Annotated in this window: 21 protein-coding genes; 7 read left to right on the top strand and 14 right to left on the bottom strand. The window is 63.6% G+C overall.

Features of this window, described 5'->3' with window-relative positions; all coding sequences use genetic code 11:
• Positions 1–23 precede the first annotated feature (23 nt).
• On the bottom strand, positions 24–548 hold the full coding sequence (locus V3572_RS15260; RefSeq protein WP_332111881.1) for an A24 family peptidase: 525 nt from the start codon (positions 546–548) through the stop codon (positions 24–26).
• A gap of 319 nt (positions 549–867) precedes the next feature.
• On the opposite strand from V3572_RS15260, the gene V3572_RS15255 reads away from it, so the two are divergent.
• On the top strand, positions 868–3,555 hold the full coding sequence (locus V3572_RS15255; RefSeq protein WP_332111880.1) for a PEP/pyruvate-binding domain-containing protein: 2,688 nt from the start codon (positions 868–870) through the stop codon (positions 3,553–3,555).
• Positions 3,556–3,650: 95 nt separating this feature from the next.
• Here V3572_RS15255 and V3572_RS15250 read toward each other — a convergent pair whose 3' ends face one another.
• A complete protein-coding gene (locus V3572_RS15250) occupies positions 3,651–4,055 on the bottom strand; it encodes a hypothetical protein (protein ID WP_332111879.1) in 405 nt (134 codons plus the stop codon).
• Positions 4,056–4,437: 382 nt separating this feature from the next.
• Between V3572_RS15250 and V3572_RS15245 the strand changes: the two genes are divergently transcribed.
• Both V3572_RS15245 and V3572_RS15240 read left to right on the top strand, forming a co-directional pair.
• Positions 4,438–6,810: an HD domain-containing phosphohydrolase gene (locus V3572_RS15245; RefSeq protein WP_332111877.1), complete on the top strand. Its 2,373-nt coding sequence runs from the start codon at positions 4,438–4,440 to the stop codon at positions 6,808–6,810.
• 12 nt (positions 6,811–6,822) lie between these two features.
• Positions 6,823–7,251, top strand: coding sequence for a bacteriohemerythrin (locus V3572_RS15240; protein ID WP_332111876.1), 429 nt, complete (start codon positions 6,823–6,825; stop codon positions 7,249–7,251).
• Positions 7,252–7,290: 39 nt separating this feature from the next.
• Here V3572_RS15240 and V3572_RS15235 read toward each other — a convergent pair whose 3' ends face one another.
• The 4 genes from V3572_RS15235 to V3572_RS15220 form a co-directional block, all read right to left on the bottom strand.
• Positions 7,291–7,551, bottom strand: coding sequence for a HigA family addiction module antitoxin (locus tag V3572_RS15235; RefSeq protein WP_332111875.1), 261 nt, complete (start codon positions 7,549–7,551; stop codon positions 7,291–7,293).
• 10 nt (positions 7,552–7,561) lie between these two features.
• Positions 7,562–8,590, bottom strand: coding sequence for a virulence RhuM family protein (locus V3572_RS15230; protein WP_332111874.1), 1,029 nt, complete (start codon positions 8,588–8,590; stop codon positions 7,562–7,564).
• A gap of 275 nt (positions 8,591–8,865) precedes the next feature.
• Entirely contained in the window at positions 8,866–9,150 is a 285-nt protein-coding gene (locus V3572_RS15225; protein WP_332111873.1) for a type II toxin-antitoxin system RelE/ParE family toxin, read from the bottom strand.
• Complete coding sequence (locus tag V3572_RS15220) at positions 9,140–9,382, bottom strand: CopG family ribbon-helix-helix protein (RefSeq protein ID WP_332111872.1); 243 nt, start codon at positions 9,380–9,382, stop codon at positions 9,140–9,142. Before V3572_RS15220 ends, V3572_RS15225 begins: the two co-directional genes overlap by 11 nt.
• Before the next feature lie 187 nt (positions 9,383–9,569).
• On the opposite strand from V3572_RS15220, the gene V3572_RS15215 reads away from it, so the two are divergent.
• From V3572_RS15215 to V3572_RS15205, 3 genes are all read left to right on the top strand, one after another.
• A complete protein-coding gene (locus V3572_RS15215) occupies positions 9,570–10,019 on the top strand; it encodes a MarR family winged helix-turn-helix transcriptional regulator (RefSeq protein ID WP_332111871.1) in 450 nt (149 codons plus the stop codon).
• A gap of 58 nt (positions 10,020–10,077) precedes the next feature.
• A complete protein-coding gene (locus V3572_RS15210) occupies positions 10,078–11,091 on the top strand; it encodes a methyltransferase family protein (RefSeq protein WP_332111870.1) in 1,014 nt (337 codons plus the stop codon).
• 138 nt (positions 11,092–11,229) lie between these two features.
• Entirely contained in the window at positions 11,230–11,373 is a 144-nt protein-coding gene (locus V3572_RS15205; RefSeq protein ID WP_332111869.1) for a hypothetical protein, read from the top strand.
• Positions 11,374–11,505: 132 nt separating this feature from the next.
• On the opposite strand, the gene V3572_RS15200 is transcribed toward V3572_RS15205, so the two are convergent.
• The 4 genes from V3572_RS15200 to V3572_RS15185 all read right to left on the bottom strand — a co-directional run bounded on the left by V3572_RS15200 (position 11,506) and on the right by V3572_RS15185 (position 14,999).
• Positions 11,506–11,673 carry a Flp family type IVb pilin gene (locus tag V3572_RS15200; RefSeq protein ID WP_163302088.1) on the bottom strand — a complete coding sequence of 56 codons (168 nt, stop codon included), beginning with the start codon at positions 11,671–11,673 and terminating at the stop codon, positions 11,506–11,508.
• Positions 11,674–12,209: 536 nt separating this feature from the next.
• Positions 12,210–13,712 carry an SDR family oxidoreductase gene (locus tag V3572_RS15195; RefSeq protein WP_332111868.1) on the bottom strand — a complete coding sequence of 501 codons (1,503 nt, stop codon included), beginning with the start codon at positions 13,710–13,712 and terminating at the stop codon, positions 12,210–12,212.
• A gap of 98 nt (positions 13,713–13,810) precedes the next feature.
• On the bottom strand, positions 13,811–14,248 hold the full coding sequence (locus V3572_RS15190) for a response regulator (RefSeq protein ID WP_332111867.1): 438 nt from the start codon (positions 14,246–14,248) through the stop codon (positions 13,811–13,813).
• Between the two features lie 304 nt (positions 14,249–14,552).
• Positions 14,553–14,999 (bottom strand): DUF2628 domain-containing protein, encoded by a 447-nt coding sequence (locus V3572_RS15185; protein ID WP_332111866.1) that lies wholly within the window; start codon positions 14,997–14,999, stop codon positions 14,553–14,555.
• A gap of 147 nt (positions 15,000–15,146) precedes the next feature.
• On the opposite strand from V3572_RS15185, the gene V3572_RS15180 reads away from it, so the two are divergent.
• Positions 15,147–15,314: a hypothetical protein gene (locus V3572_RS15180; RefSeq protein WP_332111864.1), complete on the top strand. Its 168-nt coding sequence runs from the start codon at positions 15,147–15,149 to the stop codon at positions 15,312–15,314.
• Positions 15,315–15,426: 112 nt separating this feature from the next.
• On the opposite strand, the gene V3572_RS15175 is transcribed toward V3572_RS15180, so the two are convergent.
• From V3572_RS15175 to V3572_RS15160, 4 genes are all read right to left on the bottom strand, one after another.
• Positions 15,427–16,053 (bottom strand): ferric reductase-like transmembrane domain-containing protein, encoded by a 627-nt coding sequence (locus tag V3572_RS15175; protein ID WP_332111863.1) that lies wholly within the window; start codon positions 16,051–16,053, stop codon positions 15,427–15,429.
• Positions 16,050–16,337 carry a hypothetical protein gene (locus V3572_RS15170; protein WP_332111862.1) on the bottom strand — a complete coding sequence of 96 codons (288 nt, stop codon included), beginning with the start codon at positions 16,335–16,337 and terminating at the stop codon, positions 16,050–16,052. The genes V3572_RS15175 and V3572_RS15170 overlap by 4 nt, the downstream gene beginning before the upstream one ends.
• A 51-nt stretch (positions 16,338–16,388) precedes the next feature.
• Positions 16,389–16,763: a hypothetical protein gene (locus V3572_RS15165; protein ID WP_332111861.1), complete on the bottom strand. Its 375-nt coding sequence runs from the start codon at positions 16,761–16,763 to the stop codon at positions 16,389–16,391.
• 85 nt (positions 16,764–16,848) lie between these two features.
• Complete coding sequence (locus tag V3572_RS15160; RefSeq protein WP_332111860.1) at positions 16,849–17,937, bottom strand: protein-tyrosine phosphatase family protein; 1,089 nt, start codon at positions 17,935–17,937, stop codon at positions 16,849–16,851.
• Position 17,938 lies beyond the last annotated feature (1 nt).

Genomic DNA, 17,938 nt, shown 5'->3' with positions numbered 1-17,938 from the left:
CGTGCGGCAAGGTCCGGTCTGCGTCAGAAAAGGGAAAGGTATGCCTTGCCCGACAGGTTCCACAGCATGGCCGCCACGGTCCCCACGGCGATGGCCGCGCCGTAGCGCACCCGGAAGGCGCGGAGTTTGGCGGGTTTTTTTGCATCGTTCGGGCCGCAGGCCGGATCGGACGGGGCGGGCGACAGCCACAGATGCAGCATGATGTGCGCGCCCCCGGCGATGCTGGTGAACAAAAAGACCGTCAGCAGGGCGTGCAGGCCGAGCGCGGCGCCCACCACGGCCATGAGCTTGACGTCGCCCGCGCCCAGATAGCCGAACAGGTGCGGCACGAGCAGGAAGGTCAGGCCCGCGCCGCACCCGGCCAGGGAGAAGAGCAGCCCGGGCAGGCCGGAAAGGACGGCGTGGGCGGCCGCAAAGGCCAGTACGGCCGGAAAGGTCACGGCGTTGGGGATTTTCCCCGTGCGCATGTCGAACGCGGCGGCGAAAATGACGACGGCGGCCAGGGACGCCTGCAGGACATAGGTGGCGAAGGGGGCGGAAAAGGGCATGTCGCGTTTCCCGTGGGGCTGGGAACCGGCGGGGCTATTTGCGCCGCAGGCGTGCGCCGATGACCGCGCCCACCACCAGGGCCAGGATGACCACCACGAGGACGATAAGCGAATTCGGGTCCATGTTGTTTCGGTCCTTGGTTTTGTGTCCGTTTTCCAAAAGAAATAGCCTTTCCTGGCGGGCATGGCAAATCCGCAGCCCTGCGGCCATGCCGACGCCTCGGAGCGATCCTTGCGCCGGGTCTTTCCATTGTCGCGGAAAAAGGCGAAATTCACCGCGTCCGTAGCTGTCCCCGGACAGGGCCGCAGGGTGTGGCGCATGGAGCGCGAGCTGCAAAACGTGCATTGGAAAAAGGCGGACACAGGCATGAGCAGCGGCATTGTGGAAAGGCTGAAGCGGTTTTTCGCCACCCAGTACGGCATTGGACGACAAGCGGCCCAAGAGGACGCCGGTCGGGCATTCCGGGTCAAGTACAATTGTTTCCAGGAGCTTCTGGAGTCCAACTCCGAGCTTTTGAAAATCATCGCGGACATGGAGACCAAGCAGGATGGCCGGGAGCTGTTCGGCATGGCCTATCTGCGCTCCCAAACCAGCCGGGCCGTGTTCCACGCCATGCGCATGATCCGGGCCTTCGAGGGCCTGTCCGGGCGAAAATGCCCGGCGCTGGGCGCCCTGGTGGAGCGCATCCGGGAGGACATCAAGCTGGCCATGGGGGTGCGCCAGGATGCGGCGGACGCCGCGTTCGTCCTGCCCCTGACCCGGGTGACGGCGACCATGGTGGACGAGGTGGGCGGCAAGTGCGCCAACCTGGGCGAGGTGGGAAATCGCGTGGGGTTGCCCGTGCCCCGGGGATTCGCCGTGACCACGGCCGCCTTTCGGGCCTTTTTCGCGGCTTCGGGGCTTGGCGAGGAGATCGCCCGCATCAAGCTCACCCTGTCCCTCGACGATCCGGCCTCCCTGGCCGCCGTCAGCGAGGAGATTCAGCATCTCATTCTTCGCGCCGAACTGCCCTCGGCCGTGTCTGCCGCCATTGAGGAGGCCCACCGGGACATGGCCGCCGACATCGGTGCGTCTCCCGCCGACCTCATGGTGGCCATGCGCTCCAGCGCCATCGGCGAGGACGGGGAACTGTCCTTTGCCGGGCAGTATCTTTCCATCCTCAACGTCCCGGCTACGAGGCTGCTCGTCTCCTACAAATATGTGGCCGCGAGCCTGTTCACCCCCCGGGCCATCTCCTACCGGGTGCTCAAGGGCATCGCCGACGACGATGTGGCCATGAGCGTGGCCTGCCTGGAGATGGTGGAATCCCGGGCCGCCGGGGTCATGTACACCCGCCATCCCCTGCATCCGGACGAGGACCGGGTGATCATCAACGCCGTGTGGGGCCTTGGGCCCTATGCCGTGGACGGGGTGGTGAACCCGGATACCTACGAGGCGGCCCGGGACGGTTCGGGGGTGGCGGCCAAGCGGGTGACGGACAAGCCGGTCATGCTGGTGAGCGTCCCTGGCGGAACCTTGGCGGAAAAACCCGTGCCGCAGGAGCTGCGGACCATGCCTTGCCTTGACGACGCGCGCATCCGTGAGCTGGCCGGTTACGGGTTGTCGCTTGAACGGCATTACGGCTGCCCCCAGGACGTGGAATGGGCCCTTGATCCCAAGGGACGGCTGGTGATCCTGCAATCGCGGCCCCTGGCCATGGCCTCCGGCTCGGACGGCGGGGAGAGCGCCGGGCATTGCGCCCGGCCGGACATCCCGGAGGTCACGGGGCATGAGGTGCTGGCCGCAGGCGGCGAGACGGCCTATCCCGGGGTGGGGGTGGGGCCGGTGGTCCATGTCCGGCGCGACGAGGATCTGGAGGCCTTCCCCCAGGGCGGGGTGTTGGTGGCCGGGCATTCGTCGCCCAAATACATGGTGGTCATGCCCCGGTGCGCGGCCATCGTCACCGAGCACGGCAGCGTCACCGGGCACATGGCGTCGCTTTGCCGGGAGTTCGGGGCGCCCACGCTTTTGGGCGTGCCGGATGCGCTGGCGGCCCTGCCCCCGGGCGAGGTCGTGACCGTGGACGCCTGGACGAGACGCATCTATCGGGGGCGGGTGGAGGCCCTGGCGGGGCTGGATGTTCCCCGGGAGATCGCCATGCGGGACACCCCGGTGCATGGGGTGCTCATGCGGGTGCTTGCGCATGTGGCCCCGCTGCATCTGCTTGACCCCAAGTCGCCGCAGTTCAATGAAAAGTCCTGTTCGACCATCCACGACATCATGCGTCTTTTGCACGAATGGTCCTATGCCGAGATGTTTCGCATCAGCGACATGGCCTCGGGACAGTCGGGCATGGCCATGCGGCTGGATGCGGCCACCGGGCTCGACCTGTACGTCATCGACCTGGGGGGCGGCGTGGCGGATGGGGGCGGCGCCCGGGGCCGGGTGACCCCGCAGGAGATCGTGTCGCGGCCGTTTCTGGCCCTTTTGGACGGACTGGTGCTTGGCGAGGAGCAGTTGCGCACGCCGCGTCCGGTGCATCTCAAGGGGTTCATGTCGGTCCTGGGGGAGCAGATGATGTCCCAGCCCAGGGCAGACGGGCAGCGGTTCGGGGAGAAAAGCTACGCCATCATCTCGGACAAGTACCTCAATTTCAGCTCCCGGGTGGGCTACCATTACGGGGTGCTGGACTGCTACTGCGGCAAGACCGTGAACAAGAACTACATCACGTTCTCGTTCAAGGGCGGCGCGGCCGACGACGTGAAGCGGGCCCGGCGCGCCCGGGGCATCGCGCTGATCCTGGAGCGGCTGGGATTTACGGTGGAGGTGACCGGTGACCGGGTGGCGGGGCGGTTCCAGAAGTTCGGGGCGGAACTGATCGAGGACCGGCTGAGGTCCATGGGGCGGCTTTTGCAGTTCACGCGCCAGACGGACATGCTGATGGTCGGCGAGGACAGCGTGACGGCCATGGCCGAGTGCTTTTTCACCGGGGCCTGCCAGTTCACGGCCGAGGGCATGGGGAAGTAACGGGGAAATACCGGCCACAGCCCTCTCGAAGTCGTCTTTTTATCATTTTGTTTGGTAAAATATGTAAAGAGGGTTTATCCTGCTCGGGAAGGCAGTTAATACAATCCGGGAGCGGGGAGCAGTTCGTCATCTGCGGGAGGAAGTCGTTGCGGCGGTCCAGGCGGGAAACATCTTCCCCTCGTGGCGAGGAGAGCCCTGATGCGCGGCTGGAAAAACGTCAAAATCTCATTTTCATCCCTCATCCTCATGAGCATTGTCTCCACAGCAACGCTGCTGACCGGAGCGATACTTTTTGGCGTCATCCATGAGAGCAATTCAGCGTCGTTGAAATCCGCAGAGACGCTTTTTCGGGAAATTTCCGGAAAAACGATCTCGGAAATAAACGTCATCGTCGAATCGATCTCCTCCATCACCGACGTGGCGTCATTGGCGTTTTCGGGGAATCCTGCCCTCCTGTCGGAGGAATATGGCCTGAGCGCCCTGCGGAAGATGAAATTCATTTTGGACGAGAACCCCACGTTGATGTCTTCCTATGTCGGATATGCAGATGGTCAATTCCATCAGGTCATCGCCTGCCGGGACAACCGCCATGTTTTAAAGACTTATGATGCTCCGGAGGGCGCCGCATATATTGAGAGAATCATCGCCCCTGGTGAAGACGGCGTCCGCCGTCAGACATGGCGCTTTCTCTCCGCCGAGCTTCGCGCCCTTTCCTCCAGGACGGAGGCCGACGTCGCCTATGATCCCAGACAAAGGCCGTGGTATCTGGATGCGGGAAAAAGCAGGCGCAGCGTGTACACCGCGCCCTATGTCTTCAGCAGCTCCAGGTTGCCCGGGATAACCTGCGCCCGTGTCCTTGAGGACGGAGGCGGCGTTTTCGGCGTGGACGTTTCTCTGTCCCAACTGGGCGCGATGCTTGCCCGGCAGCGCGTCACGCCGCACGGGACGCTGTGGATAGTGGACGCGGCCAGCCGTCTGGTGGCCGTCCCCGGCCAGGCCTGGGAGGGGCTGATTGATGACCGCCTGCAACTCCCCCTGGCCAGCGACGTCACGGACCCCGTGGTGCGCACGGCGACCCTGGCGGCCGTCTCCGCCGGGGAGGGCTCCCGCGCCCCCCGGGTGGCGGACATCGACGGCACGCCCTATCTCGCCACCCTGACGCCCATGGCGGATGAGCATGGGTTGCATTTTCGGGTCATCGTGGCCGCTCCCCTGGAGGATGTCACGGGCCATATCACGGACATGGCCCTGCGCATCGTCCTGCTTGCGGCCGTCATCCTCGGTCTGGCCGTCCCCCTGGCCATGCATCTGGCCCGCCGGGTCGCGCGCCCCGTCCGCCTGCTGTGCGAGGAGGCCGGGAAAATCCAGCGGTTTGACTTTTCCGCTTCGCCCGCAATCCGGTCCCATGTCTCCGAGATGCAGGCCCTGGCCACGGCCTGTGAGGTCATGAAATCCACGATCCGGGCCAGGACCGAGAGCCTGCTCGACACCCAGGCCACCCTTGAAAAGCTTGTGGCGGGCGGCATGGCCCTTTCTGCGGAAAAGGACATGGCCCGCCTTGTGACGCTCATTTTCCAGACGGCCAAGGAGCTTGCCGGGGCTGACGGCGGCGTGTTGTATCTCATGGAAGGGGAGGAGCTTGAAGTGGAGTTGGTGTCGCTTCATGCCGAGAGCCTGGTTTTGGGCGGGCTGTCCGAAAACCCGGCCCCCCGGGTGAAGGTGCGCCCCGAGATCATGCCTTTTCTGCAGTCCCACAGCGTCCTGCGCCATGCCTGTGAGGCCTTGCGCACCCGGAAAGCCGCCACCGCCCGGGACGAGGGCCTGTCCCTTTTCCCGACGGGCCTGCCCGAGGAGCCCAAGGACTATCGCATCGCATCCCTGATCACCGTCCCGCTTGCGACCCGCCGGGAAGAGGTTATCGGCGTCATCCAGCTTTTCAACCCGCAGATTCTCCCCTCCGACGAAGCTGGCGACGGCATTTCCGGGCAGGGCATGGGCTTTATCGGCTCCCTGGCGGCTCAGGCGGCTGTGGCCCTGGACAACCACCATCTGGTTCTTTCCCTGCGTGACCTCTTCGACGCCCTGATTCAGGTCATCGCCTCCTCCATTGACGCCAAATCCCCATATACGGCGGGACACTGCACCCGGGTGCCGATTCTGACCGAAATGCTGGCCCAGGCCGTCCATGAAGCCACGGACGGTCCCCTGGCGGGCTTCCGCATCGAGACCGACGATGAATGGCGTCAGTTGTGGATCGCCGCCTGGCTGCACGACTGCGGCAAGGTGACGACCCCGGAATACGTGGTGGACAAGGCCACAAAGCTGGAAACGATATACAACAGAATCCATGAGATTCGGATGCGGTTCGAGGTGCTTCGCAGGGATGTCGAGATTTCGCATCTTCGGAAGTGCGGCCTTGGCCAGGCGGCGCCGCAGGGACTTGGGCAGGAGTTTGAGGAAGAGATACGCAGGCTGCATGCGGATTTTGAGTTTGTAGCCGCCTGCAATGTCGGAGGAGAGTTTCTCTCCGATGAGGACAGAAAGCGTCTGGAGCACATCGCCAGCCGCCAATGGCTGCGATATTACAATGACCGGATAGGCCTTTCCGAGGAGGAACTGGGACGCAAGGCCCACGAGGCGGAACCCGAATTGCCGACGCCGGAACCGCTTTTGACCGACAAACCGGAGCATGTCATTCCCCGGAGGCGGGCCTACCCCGACCTTGTGGACGCCCAGGGGAATCCCCTGCTGTTTCCTGAAAACGAATACAATCGGGGCGAACTCTACAACCTGTGCATCTCGCGCGGCACGCTCACCCCGGAAGAGCGTTTCAAAATCAACGAGCATATGCTCAGCGGCCTGGAGATGCTGAAAAAAATTCCCTTCCCGGAACAGCTTGGCCGCGTGACCGAGATCGCCACGGGGCATCATGAGACGCTCATCGGCACGGGCTATCCCCTGAAAAAGACCAAGGACCAGCTTCCGGTGGAGGCCCGCATCTTGGCCATTGCGGACATCTTCGAGGCGCTGACGGCGGCGGATCGTCCCTACAAAAAGGCCAAGACCCTGTCCGAGGCCCTGGGCATCATGGCGAGGATGCGTAACGGCAGGCATATCGACCCGGATATCTTCGACATTTTCCTGGCCAGCGGCGTCTTCTCGGCCTATGCCGAAACGCATCTGGCCGCGTTTCAACGCGACGTGACGGACGTCAGCCCGTACGTCTCGCAGTCAGATGCCAGGAATACATCTTGAAAGGAGCCCGTTATGCCGCTTCTGGAATGGAACGACGACCTGAGCACCCAAGTTCATGACATCGACGCCCAGCATCGGCGGCTGGTGGACATGACCAACAGGCTTCATGACGGCATGTTGCGCCAGGAGTCGACAGTCTTTTTGCAGGGCATTCTGGGTGAGATGGGGGACTATGCCGTGGAGCACTTCGGCACGGAAGAACGCTACATGGACGCTTACGGCTATCCGGACAGCGCCGCGCACAAGGGCGAGCACCATGAGTTCGTCGTCAAAGTCCAGGCCATTGCTGCGGATTGCTCCAGCGGCAGATGCGCCATCTCCATGGATATTCTCAATTTTCTCTGCGGCTGGCTGGTCACGCACATAAGCGGCGCCGATAAAAAGCTTGGGGCCTTTCTCCTTGCCCATGGGGTGGATGCGGTGGAGGCGGCGGGCGCCTGATCGGCGGGCGCCGGGCGGGCGGCCTGGGAATCCGGCGCATCAGGCCTCCGATGGCTCGGTGAACCGCCGCACCACCATGTCCTGCGCCTTGATCCGGGCCTTGGCCAGGTCGTAGTGCAATTGCAGGGTCAGCCATGTCTCGGGCGTGCCGCCGAAGGCCTTGGCCAGGCGAAGGGCCATCTCCGGCGACACCCCGGAGCGCCCGTTCACCAACTCCGAAAAGGTCTTGCGGGTAACGCCCAGGCCCCGGGCCGCCTCCGACACCGTGAGGCGCAAGGGCTCAAGGCATTGATCCCTCACCAGCCACGATTCAATCCTCCTCTTTCCGGACAAACTGCCTCTCCAACACTTCAAGCGCCTGGATATCCGTTTTATCCGCATCAAGAGCCTCTTGCCCTTTCCGCTTGTGGTCGAAATCGGCATATCGCGCATGAACGATCCGGGCCATTTGTTCATGGCTCATCCGGCCTGGTCCTTGGAGCAAGGGACGCTCATTGAACACGATGAAATTATTCATGTATTGTCGCCAATCGTTCAAGGTGAGCTGCTGTCGTCTGGAAACCCGATCTTCCGCATAGTCCAGATACATGGAGACGATGCGGTTCAATTCGATGATCTCTGCTTCAGAAAGGTAATTTTTGGCTACGACAACATCCGCCTTGCGCACTTTCTGCCCAGTCCAACTTTTCAGATTCATGTTCGGCTGCTCGGGATCAGCCCGTTTTATCACCAATTCGGCGGCAGTATGCCCTGTCACGGCATACAGCATCTTGTTTTGCACTTCGGCAAAAAACGACTGGGACACCTGCGGGTCGTCCCTGTAGTCCTGCGAGAGGGCGAAAAGGTCTCGGATTTTCTGGTAAAATCGCTTCTCCGAGGCCCGGATGTCACGGATGCGTTCAAGAAGTTCATCGAAATAGTCCCACTCTGGGTTCTTGAGCTTCGCGTCATTCATGACGAAGCCCTTGACCAGATACTCCCGCAGGGTGGAGGTGGCCCATTGGCGGAATTGGGTGGCGCGGGGAGAGGTGACCCGATAGCCCACGGCGATGACGGCATCGAGCCCGTAATGTCGAATCGAACGATTTATTGAACGATTTCCCTCGGTTCGAACTTGTAAGAAATCCTTACAAGTTGCCTCCTCAGTCAGCTCCCCTTCCTGAAAGATGGCCTTCAGGTGCATGGAAATGTTTTGCGGACTGGTCTGGTACAGGTCGGCCATCTGGGCCTGCGACAACCAGGCCATGTGATCCTTCAGACGGACGTCCACCTGGGTTTTGCCGTCTGCGGTTTCGAAGAGAATGATTTCGTTTGGTGGCGCAAGGTGCGTGGGGCTCACGGCCTTCCTCCCGCATGTATCCGGGTGGTTCGTGCAAAACTATCAGGTACGGTGAAAAGTTGGAGTCCTGAAAAGGACATAAAGGGAAACATATATGAGTTTGCCACGACAGGCCAGAGAGGGAAATCCACGTGATCCCTCCGACCCCGGCGGGGCGGACGTCCTGCCGCGCCGCCGCTCTAGGGCCGACGGGTCAGGCCTTCATCGGGAGTCCGCCATGTCCAAGTCCGTAACCCCTTCGTGTTGCGAAGCGCGAGGCATCGCTACGGGAAGCCTCACCAGCCTTCGGGCGGCTTGCGGCTGGTGTGGAAGACGCGCAGGATCTCCACGGCGTCCCCGCGCACGCGATAGGGCACGATATATGGATAGCGCTCGATGACCAGTTCCCGGGTTCCGAACACCCGGCCGGGCCGTCCCGCTTGGGGATGTTTTTCCAGGTGCGCGACGCGGTCCATGATGTGGGCATACACCTTTTCCGCCGCATCCTGGTCTTCCCGGGCGAGGTAGTCCAGTTCCGCCTCGAGATTTCCCCGCGCGGCCCGCAGCCACCTAACGCGCACCGGGCCCCCACTTCGCGTCCAAGGCCCGCATGTCCTCATCCGTGGCGAAATCTCCGGCATCGGCCTCGCGCAGGCCCTGCTGGATTTCCGCCACCTGCCACGCCTCCCGGGCGACAAAATCCTCAAGCGCCCGCACGGCCACAAAACTCTTGGTTCTTCCCATCGCCTGGGCAAGCTCACCGAGCTTGGCGGCCAGCTCCTGGGGCAATCGCAGGGACATGGATGTTTGCATGGCATCTCCTTACACTGTATTACAGCATACTACGCCGTATTCAAATAAATACAAGTTCCTGCTCGCGCTTCTCCCCATGGCGTGCGGCCAGGGGCCGCCATCGGCGCGGCCAGAAAATACCCGGGCCAGGCGTGGCGCTGAGGAGGTGCTGCTTGACGTCCGAAAGTTTAGCAGCTAAACAGACTCCATGCGCGACTTCGACGACGTGATGCCCATTTTCATGACCCTTGGCGCGGTGCTGACCGGCTTCGCCCGCATCGAGCGCAGGCCCGTGGACTTCGGCCTGGGCGTGACCCTGTATCCCGCCGAGGTGCACATGCTCTCTGCCCTGGACCTCTCGGACGGGGCGGGCGTGACCGAGCTTGCGGCCTCCTGCGGGGTCACCAAGGGGGCAGTGTCCCAGATGGTCAAGCGCCTGGCCGCCAAGGGCCTGGTCGCCCGGGAGGCGGACGAAGCCCGGGGCCGGGTGGTCCTGACCCCTTTGGGCGCCGCGGTCAGCCAGGCCCATTTCGAATTTCACAAGGCCCACGACAAGGAATTCCTCGACTATCTGCGTGGCCTTTCGGATCGCGATTTCGCCGTGTGCCGGGAGATGTGTCGCCGCATGAAGGCCTGGATGGAGGCCTATCCCGAATAGCCCCTTTTTTGTCCAAAGGGTTTAGCGGCTAAACACTGTGACCCAACAGGAGACACCCATGGCGCTTGTTACTCCCACCACCTCGTTTGAACCCATCGAATCGATATTGTACGCCTCCACCCTCGCCAAGGGGCTCATGGCCGCCCTGGACCTCGATATCTTCGGCCAGTTGGCCCAGGGCGACAAATCCGCCGGGGAGCTGGCGGCGGCCACCGGCACGCAGCCGGATCGCCTGGAGGCCCTGCTCGACCTGCTCACCGCCCGGGGCGTTTTGGTAAAGGCAGCAGCAGGCTACGCCAATTCGCCTGCGGCGGCGGAATACCTCACGCCGGACAGGCCGCTTTACCAGGGCCGGGCCATGGCCTTGAACATGCAGTTCTTCGCTCCCCTGGAAGCGGACCTGACGACGGCCCTGCGCCGAAAGGAAAGGGAGCGGCACGAGGTCGACGCCGCCTGGGCCATGGAGGAGGTCATGGAGGGCACGGCGGGCCATGCCAAAAGCGGGGCGCTCGTGCGGGTGACCCGCCTGGCCTCGGCCTTGCCGGGCTTTGCGGCCATGCGGACCATGGCCGACGTGGGCGGCAACCACGGCGAATTCACCATGGCCCTTTTGGACGAAAACCCGAAGCTGGTCGGGACGATTTTCGATCTGCCCCATGTGGCCCCGTTGTCCGAGGCCCGTTGCCGAGCGCGCGGCTACGGAGATCGGGTGACGGCCGTCTCCTTCGACCTGCGCACGGACGCCATCGGCAAAGACGCCTTCGATCTGGCCCTGGCCTCGCACGTCCTCTACGGGGTGGCCGAGGATTTGGAGCGCAGCGTGGGCACGGTGGCGACGGCGCTTCGGCCCGGAGGCTGGATGGTGTCGCACCATTTTGCGCCCGGGGGCCGTGATGCGGTGAGCGAGGCCGGGCAGGAGCTTTTGACGCGGCTGGCCGGATATCCCACGCATTTTTTGCCCCTGGAGACGATAAAGGGGGCCATGGCCCGGCAGGGCCTGGGGGACTTCGTGGTCGAGGCGGCGGCCCCGCCCCTGGGCGGCGGCCTCATCGTGGCCGGACGCAAGGGGTAGGCTGGCGGCCGCGAGGGGAACGGGCACAAGGCTGGAAAAGAGAGCCGCGATGTCGTATGGCATGCAAAACAGGCGGAAAGGCGACCTGCGCCGCAGTCGTGCCATGCGGCGGCGGGACGTTTCCCAGGAGGATTCGGAATGAAGCCCTGGAAGCGCATCGTGGCGTTGAGTCTGGCGGTGGTCTTTGTGGCGGGAATGCTCGGATGCGCCGGGGCCAGTTCCCCGGGCTCCAAGCAGGCCGAAATCTTCAAGCGGATGCAGACCTCGCATCGAAACAATTAAAAAAACGTCGAAAGACCGCTCCCTGGCGGTCTTTCGACGTGATATTCTGCGCGGAGGGTTTGCTGCGCCCGGACGATCCTCCCACCCGGTTTCCCGGGCCTCCCCGGTCGGGTCGTCCGAGCCGCTATCGTCTTAGCCGCCGATGCCGGTGTTGATTTCCTCGAAGGTGCTGCGAAGCGTGGTGCCCAGGGTGGTCACGGCGAGCACGATGACGGCGGCGATCAGCGAAGCCAGAAGTCCGTATTCCACTGCCGAAGCCCCTTCCTCATCACGCACGAAGTTCATGATCTTGTTCAACATGGCCGTTCTCCTTTTATCGAATTTGAAATTTTTCCCTTGTGGATGACTCTCTTAAAGCAACCGCCGTGCCGGGCGGCGTCAATGGGAGAAAAAAGATGGGTCGCCGTATGGGCGTCCTGGATAACGACATGAAAAACAGCGTGTTGGAGAATACCTTCCCTGGCCGGGCCGCCGACCGGGGGCAGGAATCCGAGCTGAACGTTCCACGGATCATGGAACAGCAAAACGGCGGGAGTCCGGAAAGGGGCCAGGGCCAAGGCTTTTGCCGCAAGTGCCGGGATGACGGCGGGAGGGCGAAATATTCCACGAATCGTGGACTGTGCGATTTTTGCGGGAGCAGTGCCGGAAGATTCTTTTTTGTCTGGGATCACAGCCTGTTAGGTGGCCGGAGAAATCCTTCCGGCCTTTCCTGAACCAAACGCGCGCCTGTGCGTGCCGCACCTGGCGGGCCTTTTGCCGATGTGAGCGGGGCGGCTGCTCCACGGATCGTTGAAAAGGGGATGGGGCCGACCGCCATGGGCCAGCCCCAGGCTGAATCAGCGTAGCGGGGTGAAGCGTTCGGGACGTCCCAGCAGGGGTTTTCCGGCGGCATGGGCCAACCCCGAAAGCATCCCCGAGAAGACGAGTTGGTGCAGGGGATAGGTGGCGTACCAGTAGAGGAGCCCGCCCAGGCCCCGGGGCAGGAACCGGGAATGGGCGGTGAGTTCGGTCTGGTTGTCGCCCACGCGCAGCAGTTGAAATTCCAGCAGGGCCTCGCCGGGAAGTTTCATTTCGGCCAGAAGGACCAGTCGGCGGTTTTTCTCCACGGTCAGGATGCGCCAGAAGTCCAAGGGGTCGCCCACGCGCAGGTTGTCCGGGAAAATGCGCATCCGGCGCAGGCCCACCCCGCCGAAAAGCTTGTCCAGAAATCCCCGCAGCCGCCACAGCATGTCGCCGTAATACCAGCCGGTTTCCCCGCCGATTTTGGCCAGGGCGCGCCATAGGTCTTCCGGTTCCGAGGCGATGCGCACCCGGTAGCCGCATTGCAGCACCGTGCCCCCGGCATAGGGCGCGTCGCCCACGGTCAGCCATTCGGGCGGCGCCACGCACCCGGCGTCGGTGCAGCAAGTCTCCACCGTGTTCTGGCGGATTTTCTCCAACGCCCGGGCGATGGTCTCCCGGCAGGTGCGCAGATTCTGGGGGATGATGTCCCGGATGGCGTGATCCTGGCAGACGACCTCATTGCGTAGGCCCTCCACCAGGGGGATGACCAGGGAGGCCGGGATGGGGGTGACCAGTTGCGCCCAGTAGCCCGAAAGTCGGGGGGTCATGACCGGCACGGGGATGATCAGGCGGCGCGGCAGCCCGGCCTCCTCGGCGTAGATGCGGAAGAGATCCTGGTAGGAGAGCACGTCAGGGCCGCCGATGTCGAAGGTGCGGCCCAAGGTGCGGGGTTCGTCCAGGCAGCCCGTGAGGTAGCCCAGGACGTTGGTGACGGCGATGGGCTGGCAGCGGGTGCGCACCCAGGCCGGGGTGAGCATGACCGGCAGGCGGTCGCCCAGGTAGCGCAAAAGTTCGAAGGAGGCGCTGCCCGAGCCCAGGATCATGGCCGCACGCAGATGGGTCAGGGGGACGCCGCCGTGGGACAGAATCAGCGCCACCTCGTGGCGGGACTTGAGGTGGTGGCTTAAATCCTCCCGCTCTTCGCCCAGTCCCCCCAGGTAGATGATGCGCGTGAGTCCCCCTTCCCGGGCGGCCCGGGCCATGATCAGGGCGGCATGGCGGTCGTCGGCGGCGAAGTCGTGCTTGCCGGGACGCATGGAGTGCACCAGATAGTAGGCGGTGTCGCAGCCGCGAAGCGCCGCCCGGGTGGACTCCAGGTCAAAGAGATCGGCGGCGGCCAATTCCACGCCTGGATGGGCGGCCCACGGCCTGGCCCCCAGCTTGTCCAGGGAGCGGCCCACGGCCCGCACCCGGCGTCCGGCGTCCAGGAGCTTGGGAACCAGGCGTCCGCCCACATAGCCGGTGGCGCCTGTCACCAGGATGGGTTTGTCGGTCATTTGGGGGCCTCCGGGAAAGGGTGAGAGAAACCACGGTATCAATCCGGAGGGGGCGTGGCAACGTGAACGGCGAAAGAGACTGCGCCGCAGGGATTTCGTCAGGAGGGCGTGTCGGGCGGCCGACACAGGGCCGCCACCATGCGGCGGATGGTGTCGGTGCTGGCGGGCTTGACCATGTAGCCGTCAAACCCGGTCTGACGGCAGATTTCCCGATGTGCGGGATCGTCATGGGCGGTCAGGGCGATGATCGGGGTCGGCGGCAGACGGCGTTCGCGTTCCATGGCCCGGATGCAGGCCGTGACCTCATGGCCGTCCATGTCCGGCATTTCCAGATCCATGAGCACCATGTCGAACGGGTTTGAAACAAAGAATTCCAGGGCCTGGCGACCGTTGCGCGCCCCTTGGGGTTCGCATCCGGCATGACGCAGGCACATTTCCATGGCCAGCCGGGAGCTTTCACAGTCCTCGGCCAGAAGCACCCGGTAGCGGCCAGTCGCCGCATCGCATGTGTCCGCCCTGTCCCTGTCGTCGTCCATTTTTCGGGCATCCTTGGGTGTCGGTCTCGTTCATCATCAGGTCGCCTGGCGTCGCATCCGGCCGGGCCGGGTACAGAAAATGCGACATAGCGTCAATGCGACGTCATTTCAGCACCCCGTGGGCCATGTTCGTTCCCCGAGAACGGGTCACAACATGTTGTCCCTGGCCGGATATGGCTGCATCGGGCCGGAGGCGTCGCGTCGGTACGGATGAATTAAGCAAGAATCGATCCGAAGAAAAAGGCCGCCCCGGGAGGCGTGGGGCGGCCTTTGATGCAAAGATGCGGAAACAGGCGACGGAAGGCTATTCCCCCAGCATGGACCCGACGACACCCAGCGTCAGGGCCGCCAGGATGCACAGGACGGAAACCAGGATGCCCACCCAGATGACGAAGCGGTGCACGCCGCCAAGTTCGGCGCAACGCATGGCGACGTCCATCCCGGGAAAGGCCTGCTTAAGCCGGACGATATCCGTGCGGGCCTTGCGGTAGCACAGGAAATATCCGACCGCGCCCGAGGCGATCATGACGGCGAAGTTGAGGTATGGGACGAACGACAGCACAAAGACCAGGGCGGCATAGGCATACAGCTTGCGGTACAAGAGCCACCAGAAGGTGAAAAAAAACGCGGACCAGTTCCAGGTGGCCTTGAAGTTGCCAGCCAGATCGTCGAACATTCTGAACCTGGGGAGATATTTGTGTGCCTCCGGGCCGATAAAGGCCACATATTCGTTGTCCGTGACGATGTCCATGGCATGCCTTCCTTTGAGCTTTTTGTTGCTCTCTGTCATAAAACAGGCCACCAGACAACCGGGGACGGACGGAACGGTCATGCCCTGCCCGTTGCTGCCCGCCACGTCCCCACGTACCGAACATTGATGAAAAAGAGGGGAAATCGCATGTATGAGGTCAAGATTGTCGGCGACGCGAGCGTGGAAGGCCCGGATCTGGCGGACCTCGACGTCAATCTCCTGGAGCGCAGCCTGCGCCAGGACATGATCAACCGCCTGGAAGAAGTGGGGCTGATCATCGAGGGCCTTGAGATCAACGTGAAGTTTTTGCCCTAGGTAGGGCCCCGGACGGGCTGGCGTTGCGGTTGAAATGCGTCCGTGTTTTGCGAAAGGCGGAAGTCTTTGAGGGGATGACTTTCGAAATCCGCATGCCCGGATGTCGCGATGCTCAATATGGGGCCGACCGGGCCCGGAGCGCCCGCCAGCCCACGGCCATAAGCCAGGTGGCGGCGGCCACGATCCAGACCGCAAAAAGCCAGCCCCGGGTCATGTCTTCACCCCGGAACAGGGCGTGGACAAAGGCCGCAGGCGCGGCCAGGTACGCCGCCAGATGCACGGGCCGCCAGATGCGGCGGGGCAGGCGTCCCGAGGTTCCAAGCCACGCCGCGCCCCAGGCCGCAAAAAAAAGCGCCAGGGCCGCCTTGCCCAAAACCATTTCCCAGGTGTTGGGGACGTCCAGGGCGGCCTGGGGAAACGAAAGCCCCATGGCTCTGGCGAAGCGGAAGACGTGGAGTCCGGCGTGGACCGCCAGCAGGGCCGGAAAGGCCAGCCCAAGGGCCTTGTGGACCCGAAAGGTCCGGGGAAGGCCCAGGGCCTGGACCGCCAGCGGGCTTCGCGCGCCCAGAAGAAACAGCAGCGGGATGCACGTCAGGGCCGTAAGCGCCGCCAGGTTGGCCACGGCGCGAAGCCGGTCTTCTCCGGCGAAGACCTGGGGCAGGGCCAGGGCCAGGGCCAGGGCCGCACAGGCCAGACCCATGGGCGCCAGAAAAAAGATCGTCGCGCGCAGGCGCGTCACAGGGCGTCGCCAGAGGCCAGTGTGGAGAGAAAGGCGGCCATGGCCGCCTTTTGTGCGTCATCCACCCGGGCGCCGCGCTTTTGCATGCGCCCGATGTAATCGGCCCAGTCTTTCTCGCTGTTTTTGCCGAGTCTCTCCCGCACCCGGCTCAGACTGTGGCAGGCTGTGCAGCGTTCCCGGACCAGGGCCGGGGCCTCCGGCTGGGCCTGGACCCGGGAGGCGTGGAGGGGAGACAAGATTGTGGCGGCCAGGGTCATACAGGCAGCGGCAAGCGCCATGCGCATGGGGATGATCCTCCGTGTGCGTAAAGGTTCGCGCCTCCTGTCCCGGATCGGTCACGGCACCGGATGGACGCGGGCAAATTCCAGGAGATCCTCGTAGACCCGTTGCACCTCGGCCACGGGCAATTCGCCCGCCACCATGAGCATGGGCGTTTCCTTGTGGAATCGGGCCGCCCAGGGCATTTTGGACAATTGCTCCCACACCCCCCATTTGCCGTAGGAAATGACGCCATGCACGGTCTGCAGGGAGACCTCGAAGGCCTCGTAGTCCATGGGGCCGACCGTGGTCCGGGGGATGCTTTCCTGGTCCGGCCCGGCCTGGATGGACATATAAAACCAGTCCCCGATGCGGATATCCCCGAACCAGCGCTCGTCGTCGCCTTTCGGGCGTTCGAGTTCCGTGAGAAGGGTGCGAAAATCCTGTGCCATGCCATGCTCCTTTCGTGGGGTGTCCGCCCCGGGTTGCAGATCGGGAGCGGCAAAGAAGCAGTGTAGGGCCATTGCGCCGAGGCGGTCAACCCGGGAAGAGTTTTGTGCGGTCGGGCTCAGACGGCGATAATTTTTTCAAGAGCCGGTGGAAGAAGGTCTGCACGTAGCGACCTGAAACCACGTCAGGCAGCCCGAAGCGCGGCGGTTCCTCGTCCAGCTCCGAGGTAAAGGCGAAATAGGCCTGCCGGGAGAGGGTCTCCACGGCCGGTCCCAGGGTTTCCCACAAGGTGGCCTTGGCCTCGGCGGCGATCTCGAAGGTGCGGCATTGCAAGGGACGGTATTCGAAAAGCAGGCATTTTCCGTCCTCGACCAGGGGACACTCGGCCCCGACATCGGACAGGCAGAACCCCCCCGCCGCTGCATGGGGGGTTTCGCTGGCGGTCGCCTCGCGTTCCCGCCTGGCCGCCTCCACGGCCCGGTCGATGACGTCCAGCCGCATCTGGCTGGACATGGTCACGTTTCGGGCGTGGCTGATGTAGACGGCCTCGATGAACGTCAGGTTCACCGGGGTGGCGCAACACCGGACATGCTCCCGGCCGCAGCGGCCCCCCTCCGGGGCGTATTCCTCGGCCAGGGCGCACAGGCCCTCATAGTCGTAGAAAAACGGCCCCAGATCCACCAGGTGTTTGGATTCCAGGGTGGGTTCGCGGATGGTCAGCCGCCCGCTGGCCCGGCCGTATTTTCGGATGGTCCACCACTGATCGAAATTGGTGGGTTTGGAACGCAAGGGTTTCAGGATGCGGGCGGACAGGCTGTGGCCCATGCCCCGGCGCAGCAGGTAGGCGTTTAAGACCGTCCCCGTGCGGCCGATGCCGTGCCGACAGTGGATGAGCACCTTGCGTCCCAGATAGACAGCCTCGTCGATCCAGGCCAGGGCCTTCTCCAACTCCGCCAGGGGAGGGGCCTGTTCGTCGGGGATGGGCAGATAATAGACCTCGAACCCGGCCTGGGATTCGAGTTCGTGCAGATCGCAGAACTCGGCGCACAGGTTGAGGATGGCGCCGATGCCCTGCGCCTTGAGGGAATCCAACTGCTCCCTGGTCATGGGCGCATGCCCCACTGCCAGATGCGGCGTGACGAAGGTCAGTTCGTAGGCATGGCGGGGGCGCGTCATG

The organism is Desulfolutivibrio sp., assembly GCF_036584575.1.
In the GTDB taxonomy this organism is placed as follows: Bacteria; Desulfobacterota; Desulfovibrionia; order Desulfovibrionales; family Desulfovibrionaceae; genus Desulfolutivibrio.
This window is presented reverse-complemented; position numbering and strand designations above follow the sequence as displayed.